This is a genomic window from Burkholderia sp. LS-044 (assembly GCF_004803625.1).
GTDB lineage: Bacteria > Pseudomonadota > Gammaproteobacteria > Burkholderiales > Burkholderiaceae > Burkholderia > Burkholderia cepacia.
Genome location: NZ_SSWO01000023.1, coordinates 1 through 19,355, shown reverse-complemented (window position 1 = coordinate 19,355; position 19,355 = coordinate 1). Strand labels below are relative to the sequence as shown.

At 61.6% G+C, this 19,355-nt stretch carries 19 protein-coding genes; 12 read left to right on the top strand and 7 right to left on the bottom strand.

The genetic code is table 11. The features are described from left to right. The first annotated feature begins 14 nt into the window (after positions 1–14). The 4 genes from E9536_RS36695 (at position 15) to E9536_RS36680 (ending at position 4,764) form a co-directional block, all read left to right on the top strand. Complete coding sequence (locus E9536_RS36695; protein ID WP_136472526.1) at positions 15–470, top strand: flavodoxin family protein; 456 nt, start codon at positions 15–17, stop codon at positions 468–470. 10 nt (positions 471–480) lie between these two features. Beyond that, the gene (locus E9536_RS36690; protein ID WP_136472524.1) at positions 481–1,677 is read left to right on the top strand and encodes a cytochrome P450; all 1,197 of its coding nucleotides are present in this window, start codon (positions 481–483) and stop codon (positions 1,675–1,677) included. A gap of 25 nt (positions 1,678–1,702) precedes the next feature. Next, on the top strand, positions 1,703–3,154 hold the full coding sequence (locus E9536_RS36685; RefSeq protein WP_136472522.1) for an MFS transporter: 1,452 nt from the start codon (positions 1,703–1,705) through the stop codon (positions 3,152–3,154). Between the two features lie 452 nt (positions 3,155–3,606). Beyond that, a complete protein-coding gene (locus E9536_RS36680) occupies positions 3,607–4,764 on the top strand; it encodes a porin (RefSeq protein ID WP_247873550.1) in 1,158 nt (385 codons plus the stop codon). A gap of 80 nt (positions 4,765–4,844) precedes the next feature. Here the strand turns inward: E9536_RS36680 and E9536_RS36675 are convergent, their stop codons facing one another. The 5 genes from E9536_RS36675 to E9536_RS36655 form a co-directional block, all read right to left on the bottom strand. Next, positions 4,845–5,540 carry a GntR family transcriptional regulator gene (locus E9536_RS36675; RefSeq protein WP_060067727.1) on the bottom strand — a complete coding sequence of 232 codons (696 nt, stop codon included), beginning with the start codon at positions 5,538–5,540 and terminating at the stop codon, positions 4,845–4,847. Positions 5,541–5,686: 146 nt separating this feature from the next. Next, positions 5,687–7,300 carry a bifunctional 3-(3-hydroxy-phenyl)propionate/3-hydroxycinnamic acid hydroxylase gene (locus tag E9536_RS36670; RefSeq protein WP_060067725.1) on the bottom strand — a complete coding sequence of 538 codons (1,614 nt, stop codon included), beginning with the start codon at positions 7,298–7,300 and terminating at the stop codon, positions 5,687–5,689. A gap of 90 nt (positions 7,301–7,390) precedes the next feature. Continuing rightward, positions 7,391–8,824, bottom strand: a complete 1,434-nt coding sequence (locus E9536_RS36665) for an aldehyde dehydrogenase family protein (protein WP_136472606.1) — start codon at positions 8,822–8,824, stop codon at positions 7,391–7,393. 77 nt (positions 8,825–8,901) lie between these two features. Further along, positions 8,902–9,465 (bottom strand): VOC family protein, encoded by a 564-nt coding sequence (locus E9536_RS36660; RefSeq protein ID WP_136472518.1) that lies wholly within the window; start codon positions 9,463–9,465, stop codon positions 8,902–8,904. Between the two features lie 28 nt (positions 9,466–9,493). Next, entirely contained in the window at positions 9,494–10,348 is an 855-nt protein-coding gene (locus tag E9536_RS36655; protein WP_136472516.1) for a fumarylacetoacetate hydrolase family protein, read from the bottom strand. A gap of 120 nt (positions 10,349–10,468) precedes the next feature. Between E9536_RS36655 and E9536_RS36650 the strand changes: the two genes are divergently transcribed. The 4 genes from E9536_RS36650 (at position 10,469) to E9536_RS36635 (ending at position 13,549) form a co-directional block, all read left to right on the top strand. Beyond that, entirely contained in the window at positions 10,469–11,050 is a 582-nt protein-coding gene (locus E9536_RS36650; protein WP_136472514.1) for an amino acid synthesis family protein, read from the top strand. 134 nt (positions 11,051–11,184) lie between these two features. Then, positions 11,185–12,294 (top strand): alcohol dehydrogenase catalytic domain-containing protein, encoded by a 1,110-nt coding sequence (locus E9536_RS36645; protein ID WP_048987930.1) that lies wholly within the window; start codon positions 11,185–11,187, stop codon positions 12,292–12,294. An 80-nt stretch (positions 12,295–12,374) separates the two neighbouring features. Beyond that, positions 12,375–12,911 carry a cupin domain-containing protein gene (locus tag E9536_RS36640; RefSeq protein WP_136472513.1) on the top strand — a complete coding sequence of 179 codons (537 nt, stop codon included), beginning with the start codon at positions 12,375–12,377 and terminating at the stop codon, positions 12,909–12,911. A 44-nt stretch (positions 12,912–12,955) separates the two neighbouring features. Next, a complete protein-coding gene (locus tag E9536_RS36635) occupies positions 12,956–13,549 on the top strand; it encodes a malonic semialdehyde reductase (protein ID WP_048987945.1) in 594 nt (197 codons plus the stop codon). Positions 13,550–13,637: 88 nt separating this feature from the next. Here E9536_RS36635 and E9536_RS36630 read toward each other — a convergent pair whose 3' ends face one another. After that, positions 13,638–14,588 carry a LysR substrate-binding domain-containing protein gene (locus E9536_RS36630; protein WP_136472511.1) on the bottom strand — a complete coding sequence of 317 codons (951 nt, stop codon included), beginning with the start codon at positions 14,586–14,588 and terminating at the stop codon, positions 13,638–13,640. Between the two features lie 130 nt (positions 14,589–14,718). Between E9536_RS36630 and E9536_RS36625 the strand changes: the two genes are divergently transcribed. The 4 genes from E9536_RS36625 (at position 14,719) to E9536_RS36610 (ending at position 18,817) form a co-directional block, all read left to right on the top strand. Then, positions 14,719–15,906 carry an acyl-CoA dehydrogenase gene (locus E9536_RS36625; RefSeq protein ID WP_136472509.1) on the top strand — a complete coding sequence of 396 codons (1,188 nt, stop codon included), beginning with the start codon at positions 14,719–14,721 and terminating at the stop codon, positions 15,904–15,906. Between the two features lie 6 nt (positions 15,907–15,912). Next, entirely contained in the window at positions 15,913–17,151 is a 1,239-nt protein-coding gene (locus tag E9536_RS36620) for a CaiB/BaiF CoA-transferase family protein (protein WP_136472507.1), read from the top strand. A 58-nt stretch (positions 17,152–17,209) separates the two neighbouring features. Then, positions 17,210–17,422: a hypothetical protein gene (locus E9536_RS36615; protein WP_234745145.1), complete on the top strand. Its 213-nt coding sequence runs from the start codon at positions 17,210–17,212 to the stop codon at positions 17,420–17,422. Positions 17,423–18,490: 1,068 nt separating this feature from the next. Further along, the gene (locus E9536_RS36610; RefSeq protein ID WP_136472505.1) at positions 18,491–18,817 is read left to right on the top strand and encodes a Dabb family protein; all 327 of its coding nucleotides are present in this window, start codon (positions 18,491–18,493) and stop codon (positions 18,815–18,817) included. A gap of 296 nt (positions 18,818–19,113) precedes the next feature. Here E9536_RS36610 and E9536_RS36605 read toward each other — a convergent pair. Next, positions 19,114–19,355: citrate/2-methylcitrate synthase (locus E9536_RS36605; RefSeq protein ID WP_282186959.1), on the bottom strand; the 242-nt coding region annotated here is incomplete at its 5' end.

Genomic DNA, 19,355 nt, shown 5'->3' with positions numbered 1-19,355 from the left:
ATGAGCAAAAAGAAATGAATGCATCAATTTTGATTCTGTTTGGCACGGAGAGCGGTAACGCAGAGATGGTCGCCGACGATATTGCGATGTGCTTCGCCGAGAAGGATATGCCGAGCGTCGTCAAATCGATGGCGGATCAAGCAGTGGACGAACTAGAGGCGGTCAGATTCGCGATCTTTGTTACTTCTACGTACGGTGAGGGCGATATGCCGGAGACGACCGAGCCGTTCTATCGCGCGCTCGTCGCGAAGCGTCCCGATCTGGCTTCGATGAGATATGCCGCGTTTGGGCTCGGGGATTCCAGCTACGAGAATTACAACCGTGCAATCGATCTATTGACTGAGATGCTCGCTTCGTGCGGTGCAACGCAAATTGGCGAAACGGGACGGCACAATGCATCGAAAGGCATGCCTGCAAACCAGGTGGCGGTGACATGGTCACAAGGCATCCTTTCGATTTTGGGCGAATAAGGTGGGTTCGATGAAAAATCAACCGGGCGATTTCATGAGCGATCCTTACCTTCCGTGGGCGGACCTCGAATTTCGCGACAACCCGTATCCGTGGTATGAGCGATTGCAACGCGAGGCACCGGTGTATCGGATTAGCGAACGTGAGTTCGTCGTCTCGAAGTATTCTGACTATGTGGAGTTTGCCAAGCATCCGGCGATGAGCATGGAGGAGCCGAACTGGGTGAAACCCCATCCGTGGCACGTGTTCAAGGAAAGTGTGCTGTTCTATGATCCGCCACGGCAGACGCTATTGCGGCGGCACTTCAACAAGTGGTTCACGCCGAAGATGGTCGCGGAGTGGGCGAAGCATACAAAGGCGCTTGTGAGCGACGCACTGGACAATATCCCGCAAGATGGCATTGTCGAGGCTCATCACACTATTTGTGTCGTACCCACCCACGTCACGATGTGCCGCATCTTCGACATACCGGAAGACGACATCGAAGGTGTGATGGAGAACGGGTTGCGTATTGTCATGGCTCAGTCTCCGGCTTCAACGAAGGCGCAGCTGGACGATGCGGTAGAGGGGTTCAAGTATCTGTTCGACCGGTGCAACGCGTTTGTTGCCGAGAAGCGCCGAAATCCTGGAAACGGTCTTGCGGACGCACTAATCGAGGCACAAGCGCGAGGCGAACTATCCGAGGCTGAAGTCGTCCAGGCCATGGTCAATTTTTTCTTCTCCGGTGCACCTAATCCGGCTTACGTGCTCGCGTCGACGTTGGAGCATTTCACGCGCGAGCCTGAACTCTTCGACCTCTACAAAGCCGATCGCGAAAACCGCCAGGCGATGATCAACGAATTCTTGCGTCTGTATCCGCCAGAGATGTCCTTCACTCGGTACAACAAAGCCGCGGTTACGATCAGAGGCACGGTGATCCCGGAAAATAGCGTCATTCGCTTCATGACTGCGGCAGTCAATCGGGATCCTGATGTGTTCGAGGATCCGAACACATTCGACCATACTCGTTCGATGCGTGAAAGCCAGATGCTGTCGTTCGGCATCGGAACACACAGCTGCGCGGGGCAATTGATCAGCCGTGTCGAGATCGAGGTGATCTTGTCAGCCATAGCGGAACGCTATTCACGCGTGGAGCTCGCCGGCTCTCCCGCGGTTCAGCACGACGATCGCATTCGCAACTATTTGACTTTGCCGTTGCGCTTTTCCTGAAGCGACCGAGGACGGGAAACGGGGGATGCGCGCTGATCGAGGGTATTCCGGATTAGCGCTCAAGGAGCGTCTCGCGAGCAACAACTGCTCGGGGCGCTCCCTTCATTCCGCTATCGGCGACCCGCCCGGTGTCGTCATGCGCACGCTGTCGACCGTATCGTCCGTTGCTTCCATCATTCCACATCCGCGCTCCGATAGCATGCCTTCCAAAAGCCGCTCGTCCGGGAAGTTTCCCGGCGATGTCCCAACCTCACGACATCAATGGTTCGCCGTATTTGCCGTCGCGGTCAGCGCATTTGCGTTCGTCACTTGCGAATTTCTACCGGTCGGCCTTCTGGCGCACATCGCTCTGGATCTGCATGTCACGTCCGGGACGGCAGGCTTGATGATGACTTTGCCCGGTGTGATGGCTGCCTTGGCCGCGCCGACCTCGGTGGTTGTTGCTGGAAAATGGGATCGCAGGTACATACTTTTGATATTAACCGGATTGCTGACGTGCTCAAGCTTCGTCAGTGCGTACTCGACGAACTTCACGACGATGCTTGCCGGCAGGGCACTGTTGGGGATCGCATTGGGAGGGTTCTGGACGCTCGCGACCGCAGCGGCGGGGCGCATGGTGCAAGCCCGGGATACGGCGCGTGCGATCGCATGCATCCTGGGCGGGGTTGCATCGGCTACTGTCATTGGTGTGCCGCTCGGGACACTAATCGCTACGCTCGCGTCCTGGCGGGAATCGTTCGTTGCGACCGGTGTCCTCGCAACGGTAGCGCTTTTTGCGCAGGTCGCCTTCGTGCCGAAGCTGACAGCTGAAACCACCGTGGGCGTTCAGGACTTCATTTCGCAGCTGCGCCGGCCGCACGTGCGTCTGAGCCTGATGATGGTGGCGTTCGTATTCGGCGCGCATTTTTCCACCTATACGTACCTGGAACCTCGTCTCGGAGAGGACTTTTCGGTATCGGAGATTTCAAGCCTGCTGATGGTGTTTGGTATTGTCGGCTTCATGTCGAACGTGACGCTTTCGGCGGTGATGGATGGCCACGTGAAAGTCGCCACCGCGATCGCGACGGCTCTGCTGTTCTTCGCATTGTTGCTGATGGTGGTACTGGATCACGCGCGAATCGGCGAGGCCGCAGCATTGTCGCTCTGGGGCGTAGCGTTCGGTGCAATCCCGTTGTGCTTCAGCATCTGGACTCAGCACGATGCTGCTGACTGCCCCGAAGTCGGTTCGGCACTCTTCATTTGCGTTGTTCAAGTCGCCATCGCGATTGGCTCCGCCGTGGGTGGGCTGATCGTCGATCATATGGGCATACGAGCAGATTTCTCTATCGGGTGTATTTCCTCCGTGCTCGGGTTGGTGACCCTATGCACACTGAAAGCCCCATCGTGCGGGCATCTGGCGATTTTGCCTGCTACGGGTAGACCCCTTGTCGGCCAACATCCTGGCTCGTCACATCGAGATAGTCCCCCCAGTCCCTGAATGACCGCCATCTAATCCAACGATTCGCCTAACCTTTTCCCGCTTCAGATCGCAGTCTGGAGTTGATGGGATCGTGCGACCCGGCGGCCACACCGCAACCGGGCAGGACGTACTTGCCGCGATCGGGGAATACGAACTCGCCGCCGTCGTGATCGTTATGAAAGTCATTGAGTCACGAACACGTGCAGCGTTGAAAGACCATCACGGTTCGAAGCGAAGCCTCGCTTCTCGGCCTTCTCCCCCGGATGCTGGTCGCTGACCCTTTGCAACTTCATTGACGTGCCACGTAGCGTCCGCCGCAGCGCATGGAGTAACTGCAGCTTCGACGTCGGCTTGCGTCTTCATGCTGCAGCGCACTCACGCGTAAACACGGAGTTTTGCGTCTTGCAAAGCCGTGTAGAGTGTGCGCAAAGAATATAAATATGCACAAAAAATTATCTTAGGCATTTCTTGTGCACATTGGCGACTTCGTAAACGATATGGAGGAGACGACGGTGAAAAGGTGGGTCATTACGTCAATTGCCTGCGCGACAGCGGGTCTGGGCCCGGTATCGTGTGCCTATGGGCAAAGCAGCGTGACGCTCTGGGGCTTGCTCGATGCAGGTGTGTCATACATCAGCAATACGTCGGGCCACCCTGCATGGCGGCTCGACGACGGCATCGCGTTGCCCAACCTGCTGGGATTTCGCGGGACCGAGGATCTCGGTGGCGGCACCCGCGCGGTGTTCCAGCTGGTGACGCAGTTCACGCTGCAGGGCAATCTCGTCGCTCAGAAGAGCAACGGGAGCGGTACCGGAACCGGGCTTTTCGCGCGCAATGCATGGGTCGGCCTCGACAACGCGCGCTTCGGCAAGCTCACGCTCGGACGCCAGTACGACTTCATGGTCGACACGCTGTTCGCCGATGTCGGGGCCGATATGGCGATGTATGACGGCGGATTTTACGGCTTCCGGGATGGTCCGTTTGCGAAGCTCGGCGTTCCTGATTCTCCGCCGAACGAGGCGTTCGACTTCGACCGCATGAACGGCGACACGCCTCTTGGCAACGCGGTCAAGTACACGAGTCCGTTGCTGGGAGGATTCCGGTTCGGCGGAATGTACGCATTCGGCGGCGTGGCCGGGGATTTCCGCCAAAACAGCGCGGAAAGCTTCGGTGCCAGCTACGGTGCCGGCGCGTTTGCATTCGGCGCGGCCTATACCGACGTGCGTTATGCGTCATTGCTCGGCGACAGCATCAGGAACTACGGGCTCGGCGCGAAATATCGCGGCGACAAGCTGCTGCTGACGGCGCTGTTCACTGACACGCGCAATACCCACAACGGCGCGGTTGTCAACGCAGCGGAGGTCGGCGCACTGTATCAGTTCACGCCGGCGTTCTCGACGAGCCTCGCCTACACCTACATGTGGGGGAACGAGGTTGTTGACCGTAATCACGCCCATCAATGGGGGGCCGTTGCGAAGTACCATCTGTCGAAGCGGACGGCCGTCTATCTGCAATCGGTGTATCAGCTGACGAACGGGGGGGCGAATGCGGCGATCAACGGGACGTTCGGCCCGTCGAGCAGTCGCTCGCAGTTCATCGGCCGGATCGGCATGCAAACGATGTTCTGATTGATCCGTGCGACGGCGGCGGGAGTCGTCGTCGCAATGGGGTGCATTCGCAGACGCAGTATCGGGGCACTGCGCGCGACTTACTGCACCGATGCCAATTGCCGTTCCAGTGCGGCGGCAACACGAGTCAACGTTCCTTCTATATGCTTGCGCAGCAATTTCGCTGCCTTGTCTTTTTCCCGTCCGATCGCCGCTTTCATCAGCGCTTCGTGTTCCGCGCCCTTGTGGCGTTCCTCCGTCCGATGGAGTGCCGAGTAGCGCCGATAGCGTTCGGCGCGGTCGAACAGCGATCCGACCATGTTCAGCAGCAGCGGGCTCGGCGTCGCGGACAGCAACGCCATATGATAGGCGCGATGGCGCTCCGACCAGTCGTCGTCGAGGGCCACAGGGCCGGTACCCATCCGTTTTTCGGCGAGGCTCAGCCGATGGAACGCCGTCAGCACGGCAACTTCCCAGTCGTCGTCGCCATGCTCGATGGAATCCATCAGCGCTTCGTGTTCAAGCAGGATGCGCAGGCGCGTGATGTCCTTGAAGTCGTCGATACTGATCGGTGCGACCCAGAAGCCGCGATTCTCGGTCGCCTGCACGATTCCGTCCTGCGCGAGGCGGTTCAGTGCTTCGCGAATCGGTGAACTGCTAAGACCGTAGGTCTTCGACAGACTCTCGACTTTCAGGCGCGTGCCTGGCTCCAGTTCACACCGGATGATCGAGGTTTTCATCCGTGCGAAAGCAACATCGATGAGCGGGGCACCATTGGAGGCAGGTGTCGAATCCATGGCGTGGCATTCCGGATTGTCAATGCGGTAATTTTATGCGCAAAGCTCGCTTCTATGCAAGATTGACTCGAAAGGCTCGTCGAACAAAAAAAGCGCTCGGGCAAAGCACCGAGCGCTGAAGGCTGTTACATGATGCGCGTTCCGGATCAAAGGCTCGTTGCCGGCGCCTCAAGTGCTTGCGAGCCGTTGGTGGCCAGCGCGCCCACGAGCTCGTCGAGCAGCGCAAGCGCCTCATGCGGCTCGCGGCAACCACCGTACACATAGTGATCGGGGCGGGCGAGAACCACACGGCAATCGTGTTGAGCCATCCAGCAGGTCAGCACGCCACTGACGTCCTGATACGTATCCGGCGAGGCATCGGGCGCGAGCGCGTCGGGCCCGATCGAGACGAACCGGATCGCCGGATACTGCAGGCGATCGCATGCCTGCCGAAGTTGCGCGACGGTCGCGACATCAGTACGTGCGTCCACCGCGAGCCGGAAGGTCGCGCCGGTCACGTCGTCGAGCAGGCGCTCGTCGCCGGTGGACGTCCGCACGCGTGGTTGCGGAAACAGCAGCCCGCGTGGCCCGTTGCTCGAAGTGGACAGAAAGCCGTCGCTCAACCCCGGGATCAACGATTGCCGGACCATTCCCCGCGGATTGGCGGCCATCTCCGCATGCAAGCGCTCGTCGCGCGCGCTGGCAGCAACCGGATCGCGTTCACAGATCAGCTTGCCCAGTTCCTTCGTCACGAGTGTCGTGCGCTTGACGTGCGGCAGCCGTTCAGCCTGGTAACTGTCGAGCAGTGCCGTACCGGCCTTGCCGCGGGAAACCATCGCAAGCTTCCAGACGAGATTGGACGCATCCCGGATGCCTTGACACATTCCCTGCGCGAGGAACGGCGGAGTCATGTGCGCTGCGTCACCGAGGAAGAATATCCGCCCGGCTCGCCAGTTGCGCAGCACGAGCGCGTGAAACCGGTAGGCGGATGCACGCCAGATCTCGTATTCGTCGTCGGCGAGCCAGCGCGAAATCAGCTTTTTCACGAACTCGGGCCGGCAGGCCTCGGCGGGTGTCTCGTCCGGATTGATCATGAACTCCCAGCGGCGGCAGTGGCCGGGTCCGACGACGAACGTCGACGGGCGCGCGATCTCGCAATACTGCACGTTGGTTGCCGGCAGGCTCTCGCCGGCACCGTCTTTGAGCATCACGTCGACGACGAGCCATGGCTCGTCGAAGTCGAGATCCTCCATGTCCAGGCCGAGCCGCGTACGGATCGGGCTCGTTCCTCCATCGCAGGCCAGCACATGGCCTGCGGTGAACGTGCGTTGCTCGCCCGACGCCAGCGAGATCGTCACGGATGCGGCATCGTCGTGTGATTCGACCGCGGTCGCTTCCGCACCGAGCTCGACCCTGACCGACGGGTAGCCGGCAAGATTGTCGCGCAGGATCCCTTCGATTTGCGGCTGCATGAACACGTAATTCGGCGCCCAGCCGAGCTGGTACGGCGGGGCTGCCGCGTCGATGCGGCGGATCACCCGCGTGTCGGTCGTCCGGTATTCGGACGGGCGGTACGGCATCACGTATTGCGCGATTCTGTCTGCGATCCCGAGGTTGGCTAGGATCCGCATGATTTCCTGGTCGAATCCCATTGCCCGCGGCTTGTCGTAGACAGTCAACGACTTGTCGACGACCAGCGTGCGCAGGCCGGCCTGACCGGCCTGGTTGGCGGCGACTGCACCGACCGGGCCGAGACCGACGATGATCAAATCGAAGTCCACATCTCCTCCATGTTCATATTCGTTCCACCAGAGCCGACCACGTTTGCCCGGCGGTGCGGGCGGGTCCACCGGACCGTCGCCCGACTGATCTCAGTATGCCTTCGTGTAGGCGGTCTTGACGGTCGTGAAGAATTCGGCGGCGTATCGGCCTTGCTCGCGCGGGCCGTAGCTCGACGACTTCGTGCCACCGAACGGCACGTGATAGTCGACCCCCGCGGTGGGCACGTTGACCATCACCATCCCGCTGCGCATGTGTTGCCTGAAATGCGCCGCATGTTTCAGAGACGTCGTACAGATGCCGGCTGACAATCCGAACTCGCTGTCGTTCGCGATCTCCAGCGCCTCGTCGTAATCCTTCGACGGGATAGCGCACGCGATCGGGCCGAAGATCTCCTCGCGCGCGATGCGCATCTTCGGCGCCGCATCGGAGAACAGCGCCGGCTTCAGAAAATGGCCTCGTGTGCTGCGGGAGACGGTCGTACCGCCGCAGATCAGCGTCGCCCCTTCATTCCTGCCGATTTCCACGTACGCTTCATCCAGTCGCAGTTGCTCGCTGTCGACAACGGGCCCGATTTGCGTGTCGACGTCGAGCGCATGCCCGACGCGGAGCTGCTCGAGCGCTTCCGCGACACGGGCGATGAAGCGCGGATAGATGCCTTTCTGCACGATGAAACGGGATGACGCGGTGCAGCGCTGCCCGGTCGAGTAATAGGCACCCTGTATCGCACAGTCGACGGAGACGTCGAGGTCCGCGTCGTCGAGGACGACGAGCGGATTCTTGCCGCCCATCTCGAGCTGCATCCGCTTGAACTGGCGCGCGCCCTGCAGCAGCAGGTTCCGTCCGGTATCGACGGATCCGGTGAACGAGATCGCGTGGATTTTCGGCGAGGCGACCATCGCGTTGCCGACGACACTTCCGCGCCCCATCACGAGATTGAATGTGCCGGGCGGAATGCCGCTGCGGTGGATGATGTCCGCGAGCGCCCACGCGGATCCCGGGACGAGGTCCGCCGGCTTGAAGACGACGCTGTTGCCGTGCGCCAGTGCCGGCGCGATCTTCCAGGCCGGAATGGCCATCGGGAAGTTCCACGGAGTGATGATGCCGACGACACCGACCGGCTCGCGCGTGATACTGACGTCGACGAGCGGCCTGACCGACGGCAGGTATTCGCCGCCCGAGCGTACCGCTTCGGCGGCGTGGAACTTGAATATCTGCCCGGCACGTGCGACTTCGGCAATGCCCTCGGCAAGCGTCTTGCCTTCTTCACGCGATAGCAGCGTACCGAGTTCGGTCTGCCGCGAGAGCAATTCGTTGCCGATCGCGTCGAGCGCATTCGCTCTGGCCTGGATGCCGCTGTCCCGCCAGCCGCGCTGAGCGTCGCACGCGGCGTCGATTGCCTCGTGGGCCTGCTCGACATCCGCGTGCGCATAGTCGCCGATCGCGTCGTCGAGATCGGACGGATTGATGTTGCGGCGTGAAGTGGCGCCGGTGCGCCACGACCCGCCAATCAGATTGCACTTCATGACCAGTGATCTCCCCCATTTTCGCAGGGTGGCGTCCGCCTGCCGTCGAACGCGGCGGACGCTGCGGATTGGTATGTCTATTCGTCGAACGCGGTGCGCTGGGCGGCGATGCGTTCGCGCATTGCCGCGATCCATGCGTCGCGCGTCAGGAAGCCCGGGCGGCGCACGCACATCGCTTCCGTCCGTGTCAGGACTTCAGCGCTCGGGAGATCGAGATCGAGCGGCTCGCGACAAGGCTGCGCGGTGAAGAACGGGCTGTCGACGTAGAGTTCGATCGGATTACCTTCCGGATCCTTGAAATAGATCGACCACGCGTTGCCGTGATCGACTTGCTCGATACCGGCGACGCCCGCGCGTTTCGCGCGTTGGTAATACGTGCGCAGATCGTCCAGCGAATCGAGCAGGAAGGAAAGCTGGTTGACCGGGTTGAAGGGGAGGTTGGTGGGCTTTCCATCGAACAACACGAGCTGGTGATGGATTTCCGGATCCTGCGTCATGAAGTACAGATTGTGTCCGGTCGACGCGACACCCTTGTCGCTGATCACGAACCCGAGTGCCTTGCGGTAATAGTCGACCATCCGGTCGAGGTCGCTGCAGAAGATTCCGCAGTGGGTGAACTGAATTTTCGGCAGTGCTGCCATGATCGTCTCCTGATTGTTCGAGTATCGCTCACGCTTCGTCGGCCACCGGGTTCGACAGCGTGCCGACCCCCGGAATCACCACGTTGAAAGTGTCGCCGGGCTTCAGGAACACAGGCGGCTGGCGCTTGAAGCCGATCCCGCTCGGGGTGCCGGTCGCGAGGATGTCGCCCGGCTGCCAGTCGAGCGCCTGCGATACGTACGCGATCAGGGCCGGAATGTCGAAGGCGAGTTCGGACAGCTTGCCGATCTGCATCTGCTCACCATTCAACAGACCGTGCACCGAGAGTTCGCGATAGTTCGGAATTTCGTCGGCCGTGACGAGCCACGGGCCGAGCGCGCCGGTGCCGCGGAAATTCTTGCCCATCCCGTACTGGTGCGTATGGAACTGCCAATCACGGATGCTGGCGTCGTTGAAGCACGTATAGCCGGCTACGTGGCTCATCGCGTCTTCCGGTGCGATATGCGAACCGCCGCGGCCGATGACGACCGCGAGTTCGGCCTCGAAATCGAAATTGTCTGAAATGGTCGGACGAATCAGCGGCGCACCGTGCGGCAACAGGGTTTCCGCGTACCGATGGAAGATGACGGGGTACTTGCCAACCGTGCGCCCGGCTTCCGCTGCGTGTGCGACATAGTTGATGCCGACGCAGATGATCTTGTTCGGGCGTGGAATGACCGGCTCGAGCTCGACATCGGCCAACGGGAAATCCGCGGCCACGGCCGTGGCGACGAGCCGGCGTGCTTCCTCCAGCGCCGCGTCATCTGCGAGCAGCGATGCGAGATCTGCCAGCGCCGGCATGCGCGACGCGAGATCGACGATCCCTTCTTCCTTGATTGCACCGAAAGCGGCCTTGCCGGCCCGGCGATACGACACGAGTTTCATTGCTCCTCCATTTGGGCACAAAACATGTGTTTATGCATATTACATTGGAATGGATATAATGCAAGCACGGGAGCACAAACTGGCTCCCGGCGATCCGAACAATTTCCGTGGAGCAGAAAGATGCCGCTGGTCAATGTCAGAAAGATCAAGCTCGACCTGGAGGAGGTCTGGCACGAAGGTGGCGAGCGCGTGAGCGAGCCGCTGCGGGTTGTGGTCGCGACAGCCATCGTCGCGAATCCGTATGCGGGGCGCTACGAGCCCGACCTGTTGCCGTTCATGCAAGCGCTGCGCGAACTCGGACATGACCTGTCGTCGCGCGCCGTGGCGCTGCTCGGCGGCGCGGAGAACGTCCAGGCGTACGGAAAGGGCGCGATCGTCGGCGAGGATGGCGAACTCGAGCATGGTGCCGTATGGCACGAAGCCGGCGGCTGGGCGATGCGGGAATCGCTGGGCCAGCCGAAAGCAATGGTGCCGTCGGCCAAGACGATCGGCGGCGTTGGTGCGCGCCTGATGGTGCCGCTGGGCCATATTCAGGCGTCTTATGTCCGCAGTCACTATGGCACGTGCGAGGTGACCGTCTGGGATGGCCCGCGCCGCAACGAGATCGCGTTCGCACTCGCGATGGCGACGGGCGGGCGCGTGCATGCGCGACTGGGCGGCCTCGCGGCGTCGGACGTCAAGGGTTTCGACGGCCTGCGATGAAGTTCAGGCGGAATCTGAGTTTTTATGCATAAAAATTGATATCATGCATTTAGCTTGGCTTGAGTCGCAGACAGATGACCGGGCCAGTGAATGTGTGTTGCGAATACACGAAGAGTGACAGACAGGAGACAGACATGACGAAGATGATGCGAGCAGCACGGATGCACGATGTCGGCGCACCGATGGTGGTGGAGGATATTCCGGTGCCGTCGCCGCGGCCGACCGACGTGCTGGTGAGAGTCAAGGCATGTGGCATCGTGCCCAACCTCGGCAACGTGCTGAGCAACTGGCAGAAATGGTTTCCCCACCTGCCGCTGCCCCGGCTGCCGGCGATTTTCGGTCTCGACGCGACGGGCGTGATCGAGGAGGTTGGCAGTCAGGTCCATGCGTTCAACGTGGGGGACCGCGTCTATGTGAATCCGGCGCGCTATTGCGGCGGTTGCCGCGCGTGCCGCTCGGGTGATACCACGGCCTGTCCGTACTACACATTCAATGGCTATTTCGGGTTCAGCCAGCGATCGCAGGCCATCTTCGACGACTATCCGTACGGCGGGCTGTGCGAGTTCATGACCGCGCCGCAATACAGTCTGGTCAAGATACCCGACAACCTGAGCCATGAGACCGCAGCGCGCTTCGGCTATCTTGGCACCGCCTATCGTGCGCTGAAGAAGGCGGAAGTCGGGCCGAGCAGCACGATCCTGATCAACGGCATCAGCGGGACGCTCGGTATCGGGGTTGCACTGTTCGGGCTCGCACTTGGCGCGCGGAAGATTCTCGGTACCGCACGCAACAAAGAGTTGCTTCAGCGCGTGAAGGCGATTGCGCCGGATCGCATCGAGATTCTGGCGCTCGATGACGAGCCGGTCGACGCATGGGCGGCGCGCATCACGCGCGGGGAAGGTGTCGATGCGGTGATTGATGCGCTCGGACCGGGCGCACCGCATACGACGCTGCAAGAATCGCTTAAGACGCTGCGCCGTGGCGGCCATCTCGTCAATATCGGCGCGGTTGCCGGCGACGTGCCGGTCAATCTTCACTACATGATGGACAATGACCAGCGCCTGAGCGGCTCCGCCTGGTTCACGGCCGGGCAAGGACAGGAAATGGCGGACATGGTCGAATCCGGGGTCGTCGACCTGTCGGTCTTCGAACACTGCACGTTCAAGCTGGAGGACATCAATGTCGCGCTGGGCGGGATCGAGAATCGCAATGGCGGCTTCAGCAACTACGTGATCTGTCCGTAAAGCACATCGACGACACTTCTGCGTCACATCGGCGCCGGGGTGTCGTCGGCCGAAAGCGTTTCCTTACAGCGAGGCAACTCATGCACATTCGACGCGTGGTGACCGGCCGTGATCCGCACGGCCGGTCCGTTGTGGTTTCCGATGGTCCGACACCCCGAACTGTCCTGTTCGACTCCATTCCCGGGCATGCATTCGCACAGGTGTGGACAACTGCGGCATCTCCGTCGCTGGCGACGACGGTCGATCCGACGATCGGAAAAGACACCCTGATTCCGCCGGTCGGCGCGACCAGTCTCCTGGTCGTAACCTTTCCGCCGGATCAGGTCATGGCGGCTCCGCAGTTCGATCCCGCAGCAGCGGCAAGCGAATGTGTCGCGCGCATGCCGGATCTCGCAGCGACGTTCGAGCCCGACCATCCAGGCATGCATGCGACCGAAACGGTCGACTATGCGATCGTGCTGTCGGGCGAGATCTGGCTGGAACTCGATGACGGGCAGGCGACGCGGCTCGGGCCGATGGATGTCGTCGTACAGAATGGTACGCGTCATGCATGGCGCAACTACGGGAACAGCCCGGCGACCGTGGCGTTCTTCATGGTCGGTGCGACGCGCACGTGATGCGCGCGCATGGCCTTTCGATGGTCGATCTGGAGGAAAACGGAATGAGCGAGCCGCTCGATACCCGCGCGCGCCAGCAGCTATTTACCGACGCACGCAGCCAGAACGCGTGGTTGGACCGAGCGGTGCCCGATGCGGTGCTGCGTGACCTGTACGAACTGACCCGATGGGGCCCGACGAGCATGAACTGCTCGCCGATGCGCGTCGTGTTCGTGCGGTCGCTGCCGGCGCGCGAAAAGTTGTTGTCGGCTGTTTTTACGGGGAACGTCGAGAAAGTGCGTACCGCGCCGGTCGTTGCGATCATTGCGCAGGATGTGGCGTTCTACACGCAGCTCGACAAGCTGTTCCCGCATCGGCCGGGTGCAGGGAAGATGTTCATCGAGCAACCGGAGCTGGCGCGAGATACATGCTTTCGCAACAGCTCGCTGCAGGGTGGCTATTTCATCATGGCGGCGCGCACGCTCGGTCTCGACTGCGGGCCGCTCTCGGGGTTCGACGCGGCCAGGGTCGATCAGTTGTTCTTCGACGGTACGGCACTGCGCGTGAACTTTCTTTGCTGCCTCGGGTATGGCGATCCGGACGGCCTGTTTCCCCGCAGCCCGCGGCTCGATTTCGACGACGCTTGCGAGGTTCTGTAGGTTATAGGCGCGGCGACGAAGCCAGTTCGCCGCCCATACGCTTCAGCTGAGGCGCACACTTGCGAAACGCTGTTTCGATCAGATGCAGTCACTGTGCGCGCCGGTGATGCCGAGCACCGCGTGATTGATCCATGTGCGCAATGTGCTCGTTGTATCGTCGCGCTTCGCCGCTCAGCCATTCCCGAAACGCAGCCAGCATCGAGCTTTCCGTCTTGGCTTCCGGGTAGATCAGGAAGTACGACTTCCCGGTCGGATGTTCGTAGCGACCGACCTGCACCAGCGTCCCGCGCGATAGTTCGTCTTCGACGAGCAGTCGAGGAATCAGTGCGATTCCGATTCCGCTCGATGCCGCTTCGGCCAGCATCGAGAACAATTCATACCGCGGTCCGGACAGGTCGCCTTCCATTTCGAGTCCTTGCGCCGCGAACCACTCGCGCCATGCGTACGGTCGCGTACTTTGCTGAAGTAACCGATAGCGCCGCCAATCCGCCCGGGTCGGCTGGGTGCGCGACGCGACCAGCTTCGGGCTGGCGACCGCGATCACGCTTTCCTGCATCAGCACATCGCCGGCCGTACCGGGCCAGGGCGCGGGGCCCGCGTGGAGCGATGCGTCGAAACCTGTCGCATCGAACATGAACGGACGCGGCATGGCGGTCAGATTGACGGTGATGTCCGGATGCGTATCGATGAACGCCGGCATGCGCGGCAGCAGCCAACGGGTCGCGAAGGTCGGCACGGCCGCGAGCTCCAGGGTACCGCCTTTGCCGCCCGTCGCCATCATCTCCAGCGCGTCGTATTCGATCTGATCGAGTCTCGATGCCACACGGCGGCTGTACGCCGCACCGGCTTCGGTCAGTGTCACGCCGCGGCGGGTGCGCCGAAACAGCTTCACGCCAAGAAATGCCTCGAGCATACCGATCTGACGACAGATCGCACTTTGCGTGACGGCGAGTTCGTCCGCCGCTTTCGTGAAGCTCTGGTGGCGAGCGGCGGACTCGAATGCGGACAAGGCCGTTGTGGAGGGGATCGTGCGGCGCATGATGCGTGTCCAGGTGAGTGGCGAGATCGACGAGTGATATTTTTGCACATGTTGCTGAGAACAAATCGTTTGTTTTGACGGTACGTGGCGAATAAAGTTGGCGTAACACCTTCACGCTGGCGATCAACAAATGACTAATGAACACAAATCGATTTCGTTTCAGTGGGACGACGCGCTGCTGATGGACCAGCAGCTTGGCGAGGACGAACGCATGGTGCGCGATTCCGCGCACGCATACTGTCAGGAGCGGCTGGCACCGCGCGTTCTCGATGCGTTTCGTCGCGAGGAGACCGATCGGGCGATCTTTCGCGAATTGGGCGAGCTTGGCCTGCTCGGTATCACGATTCCGGACACCTATGGCGGCGCGGGTAGCAACTACGTCAGCTATGGGCTCGTCGCGCGCGAGGTCGAACGCGTGGATTCCGGCTATCGCTCGATGATGAGCGTGCAATCGTCCCTCGTGATGGTGCCGATCCATGCATTCGGTCATGAAGCGACCCGCCAGAAATACTTGCCCAAGCTGGCATCGGGGGAACTGGTCGGCTGCTTCGGCCTGACCGAGCCGAATCACGGTTCCGATCCGGGCGGCATGGCGGCGCGCGCGCGGAAGGTCGACGGCGGCTATCGCCTGACGGGCAGCAAGATGTGGATCACGAACAGCCCGATCGCGGACGTGTTCGTCGTCTGGGCGAAGGACGACGAGGGCGCGATTCGCGGCTTCGTGCTGGAGAAGGGGTGGAAGGGTTTGTCGGCACCGGCGATTCACGGCAAGGTCGGGCTGCGTGCGTCGATCACCGGCGAGATCGTGATGGACGACGTGTTCTGTCCGGAGGAGAACGCGTTTCCGGAAGTCCGCGGCCTCAAGGGGCCGTTCACCTGCCTGAACAGCGCGCGCTACGGTATCGCGTGGGGCGCGCTCGGCGCCGCCGAGGATTGCTGGCATCGCGCTCGGCAGTACGTGCTCGATCGCAAGCAGTTCGGCCGGCCACTCGCCGCGAACCAGCTGATCCAGAAGAAGCTTGCCGACATGCAGACCGAGATCACGCTCGGCCTGCAAGGCTGCCTGAGGCTCGGCCGGATGAAGGACGAAGGCACGGCGGCCGTCGAGATCACGTCGATCATGAAGCGGAACTCATGCGGCAAGGCGCTCGACATTGCGCGGGTCGCGCGGGACATGCTGGGCGGAAACGGGATCAGTGACGAATTCGGCATCGCACGGCACCTCGTGAACCTCGAGGTCGTGAACACGTATGAGGGTACGCACGACATCCATGCGCTGATTCTCGGCCGGGCGATCACCGGCATTGCCGCATTCTGAGCCGCCATGGAAACGATCGCACAGCAAGGCGCATTGGCCGGCCTCCGCGTACTCGATCTGTCGCGGGTGCTGGCCGGGCCGTGGGCCGGCCAGCTTCTCGCCGATCTCGGCGCCGATGTCGTCAAGGTCGAGCGGCCGGGGACGGGCGACGACACGCGGGCGTGGGGCCCGCCGTGGCTGCTCGACGCGGACGGGCAGTCGACGGGCGAGTCGGCATACTACTTGAGCGCCAATCGCAACAAACGCTCGATCGCGGTCGATCTGAGCCGGCCGGACGGCCAGTCGCTAGTTCGGCAACTCGCGCAGCAGGTTGATATCGTGCTCGAGAATTTCAAGGCCGGTGGCCTTGCGCAGTACGGGCTGGATTACGCGACACTCAGCGCCGAGAACCCGCGCCTGATCTACTGCTCGATTACCGGGTTCGGGCAGACGGGTCCGTATGCGTCACGTGCTGGCTACGACTTCCTGATACAAGGGATGGGCGGCCTGATGAGCGTGACGGGGCGCGCAGACGGCACGGAAGGTGCCGGTCCGGTGAAGGTCGGCGTCGCGCTGACCGACGTGATGACGGGGCTGTATGCGACGGTTGCCGTGCTGGCCGCCGTTGCCCATCGTGAGCGCACGGGGCGTGGACAACATATCGACCTGGCGCTGCTCGACGTGCAGATCGCCGCGCTCGCGAACCAGGCGGCCAATTACCTGGTCGGTGGCATCGTGCCGCACCGGATGGGGAACGCGCATCCGAACATCGTGCCCTACCAGGATTTTCCGACGGCCGATGGTCATATGATCATCGCGGTCGGCAACGACCGCCAGTTCACCAGCCTGTGTGCGGTGCTCGGTCAGCCGCAATGGGCGAGCGATGCACGTTTCGCGACGAATCCTTTACGTGTACAGCATCGCGACGAACTGGTCGCGCTGATTGGCGCAGTGACCACGTGCCGGTCGACCGACGAGTGGGTCATCGCGATGGAGGAGGCGGGCGTGCCCTGCGGGCCGATCAATGGGCTCGACCGGGTATTTGCGGACGAACAGGTCAAGGCGCGCGACATTCGTATCGAGATGCCGCATGCATCGGCCGGCAGCGTGCCGCTCGTGGCGAATCCGATCCGAATGTCCGATTCGCCAGTCCAGTATCTTCGTCCGCCGCCGCGGCTCGGCGAACAGACCGACGAGATCCTGGGCGCATGGCTGGGACTGAGCCACGACGAGATCGACGCATTGCACGAGCGAAAAATCATCTGACATCATGATTTCGATATGCGATCCTTCACTGGGCTGGGAGGCAATCTGCGAGGCACGGATGGTTGCCGCTGCTACCGCGAACGCGGACGATGCTTCGGTATGGAGATGGTTTGCGGCGATGCTCGAAGAACGGCGCATCCGCTGGCGCTTCATGTTCAACGCGTGGGTTGTTCATGTCGACCGGAAGGAAGTCGCGATCGAATCGAGCTTCTATGAGGCGATCCGATCCGCCAAGTATGAATCGGAAGAGCTTGGCCTTGGCGCACTTTAGTATGAGTTGGATTGCCGCCGCGCCGAATATGGGTAGGATCGTGGGTAGGAAGCCAGTTGCGATCGCGGGAGTCTTACCTGCCGGGCCTATGCAAGGGATGGTTGGAATCTGCTGCCTTCCGCCCGGAGCTTCCGAGGCGTTCCTTGGATGGCCTGCAACGGCCGCAAGTTATTGATTCGTCATGTTTCTTGACGCCGACGTCTCTTCGCGCTTCAGCTAGTCACATATGGTTTCCGCGCGAATTCGTGGGTAGAGGCATGGGTAGGGCTGCTCCGGGAACGCAGCGGCACACTGGATACGCTACAGGACAAGGAAAAGCACGATCTCTCTTCGCGGTTTCGAGTTCCGCGAAGGAAGTCGAAGCAGAGTGTGCTCAAATGGCCGAGCACGCTGATGGTCCTGCCGGATGCGTTGTCGAACGCAAAACTGGAACCGACGCAGACGCTGGCGGCGTCGATCGCACTGGGTTGCTGTCGGTTCTGTATGAGTCCGTGGATCATCTGCGTATTCGACGACGATGCAGGCAATCGCTTCGTCTCGTAGTTGGCCGCAGCATTGGCCAGGCAGATGCTGACGGGCAGGCTTTCGCCTGCGTACGACGCTAGCATCGTACGTCTTGCGGGTCATCCGGACACGTTATCGTTGATCTCGCAGCCGTCGACAGGAGCGTGCCCCGCGCCGCGGCTCTTTGAGGTTCGCGCCGACGCGTTCATCGGCGATTCGGCTTTGCATGAAGAGGTATTCGGCCCAGCAGCCGTCGTCGTGCGGGTTCAGTCGATCGCGCAGGTGGCGGTCGTGTAGGGCACCTGACGGTCACGCTGTGGGGCGCGGTCGCGGACACGCCGGACAATCGCGCGCTGTACGCGCAGCCGAGCGGATCGGTGGGTGAATCCTTTTCGCCGGTGTGCCGATCGGAGTGGTCGTCGCGCACGCTCAGCGTCACGGTGGTCCGTGGCCGACATCGGCCTGTCCGCGGGCGACCTCGGTTGGTTATGCGGCGATTGAATGCTTCTTGCGGCCGGTCGCCCCGGCCTAGGTGATTGCAGCGCGAGACGGGAAGGCCGCGTCATGATGAAGCACATTGTGACGTTTCGAAAGTTCGCCGACGTGCGGCGGCAAGCCGAACTGGATCGGCCGATCTGCCGGGACTATGTGCTGGAGTCGTCTTTAGATAGCCAAGCCGACTTGGAGCGCTATCTGCCACATCCGTCGCACGTGTCGCTGATTCAGGCGCTCAAGACCTACTTCGAATGGGTCGCTTGCGACTACACGTTCGAGCACGTCTGGCGGTATCGACGCAGCGTGACTCGGCGGAAACGCCGTCCCCACAGATATCCAGCCACTCGATTTGCAATCGAGTGGGTATTGGGCGACGCGAGCACACTTGCTTCGTGACTGCTTATCTCCTTGTGCAGGGAAACTTCCGACTGTCGGTCGTCTGTTGTGTAAGCGCGACACAAGGTGCCAAAAACTGACGATGTGATCCGGCGTAGGTTTTGGCGTAGGTCAGTCGACAGGAGTACTGTCAGTTAAGGCCAATTCGCTACTTCGAGGATAACGCGTGACCGCCACTGACGGCACTTCAACGACGTCGAGAGGGAGTTGACACCGGTCTTCGCAAACCGCGGCCAATGACAACTTTGCCTCGCAAACGGTGACACGTTCAATTTGGCCTACGGTCGTCACGCGGGTTACTCCACCACCTTGAACACGCGGTTCTTGTCGATCACGCCGGCTTGCGGCACTTTGCCATTGACCTCGGCGGCGGGCCGCAGATGCCGACCGTCGAGCGCCGGCCCCGTATAACGGCTGCGCGGCCGGATCACCTTGCCGACGCGCAACTGCTCGATGCAGTGGGCGAGCAGCCCGGCACTGCGCGCGATCGAGAACAGCCCGAACGCCGCATCGCGCGGCAACTGAAGCTGCACCGACA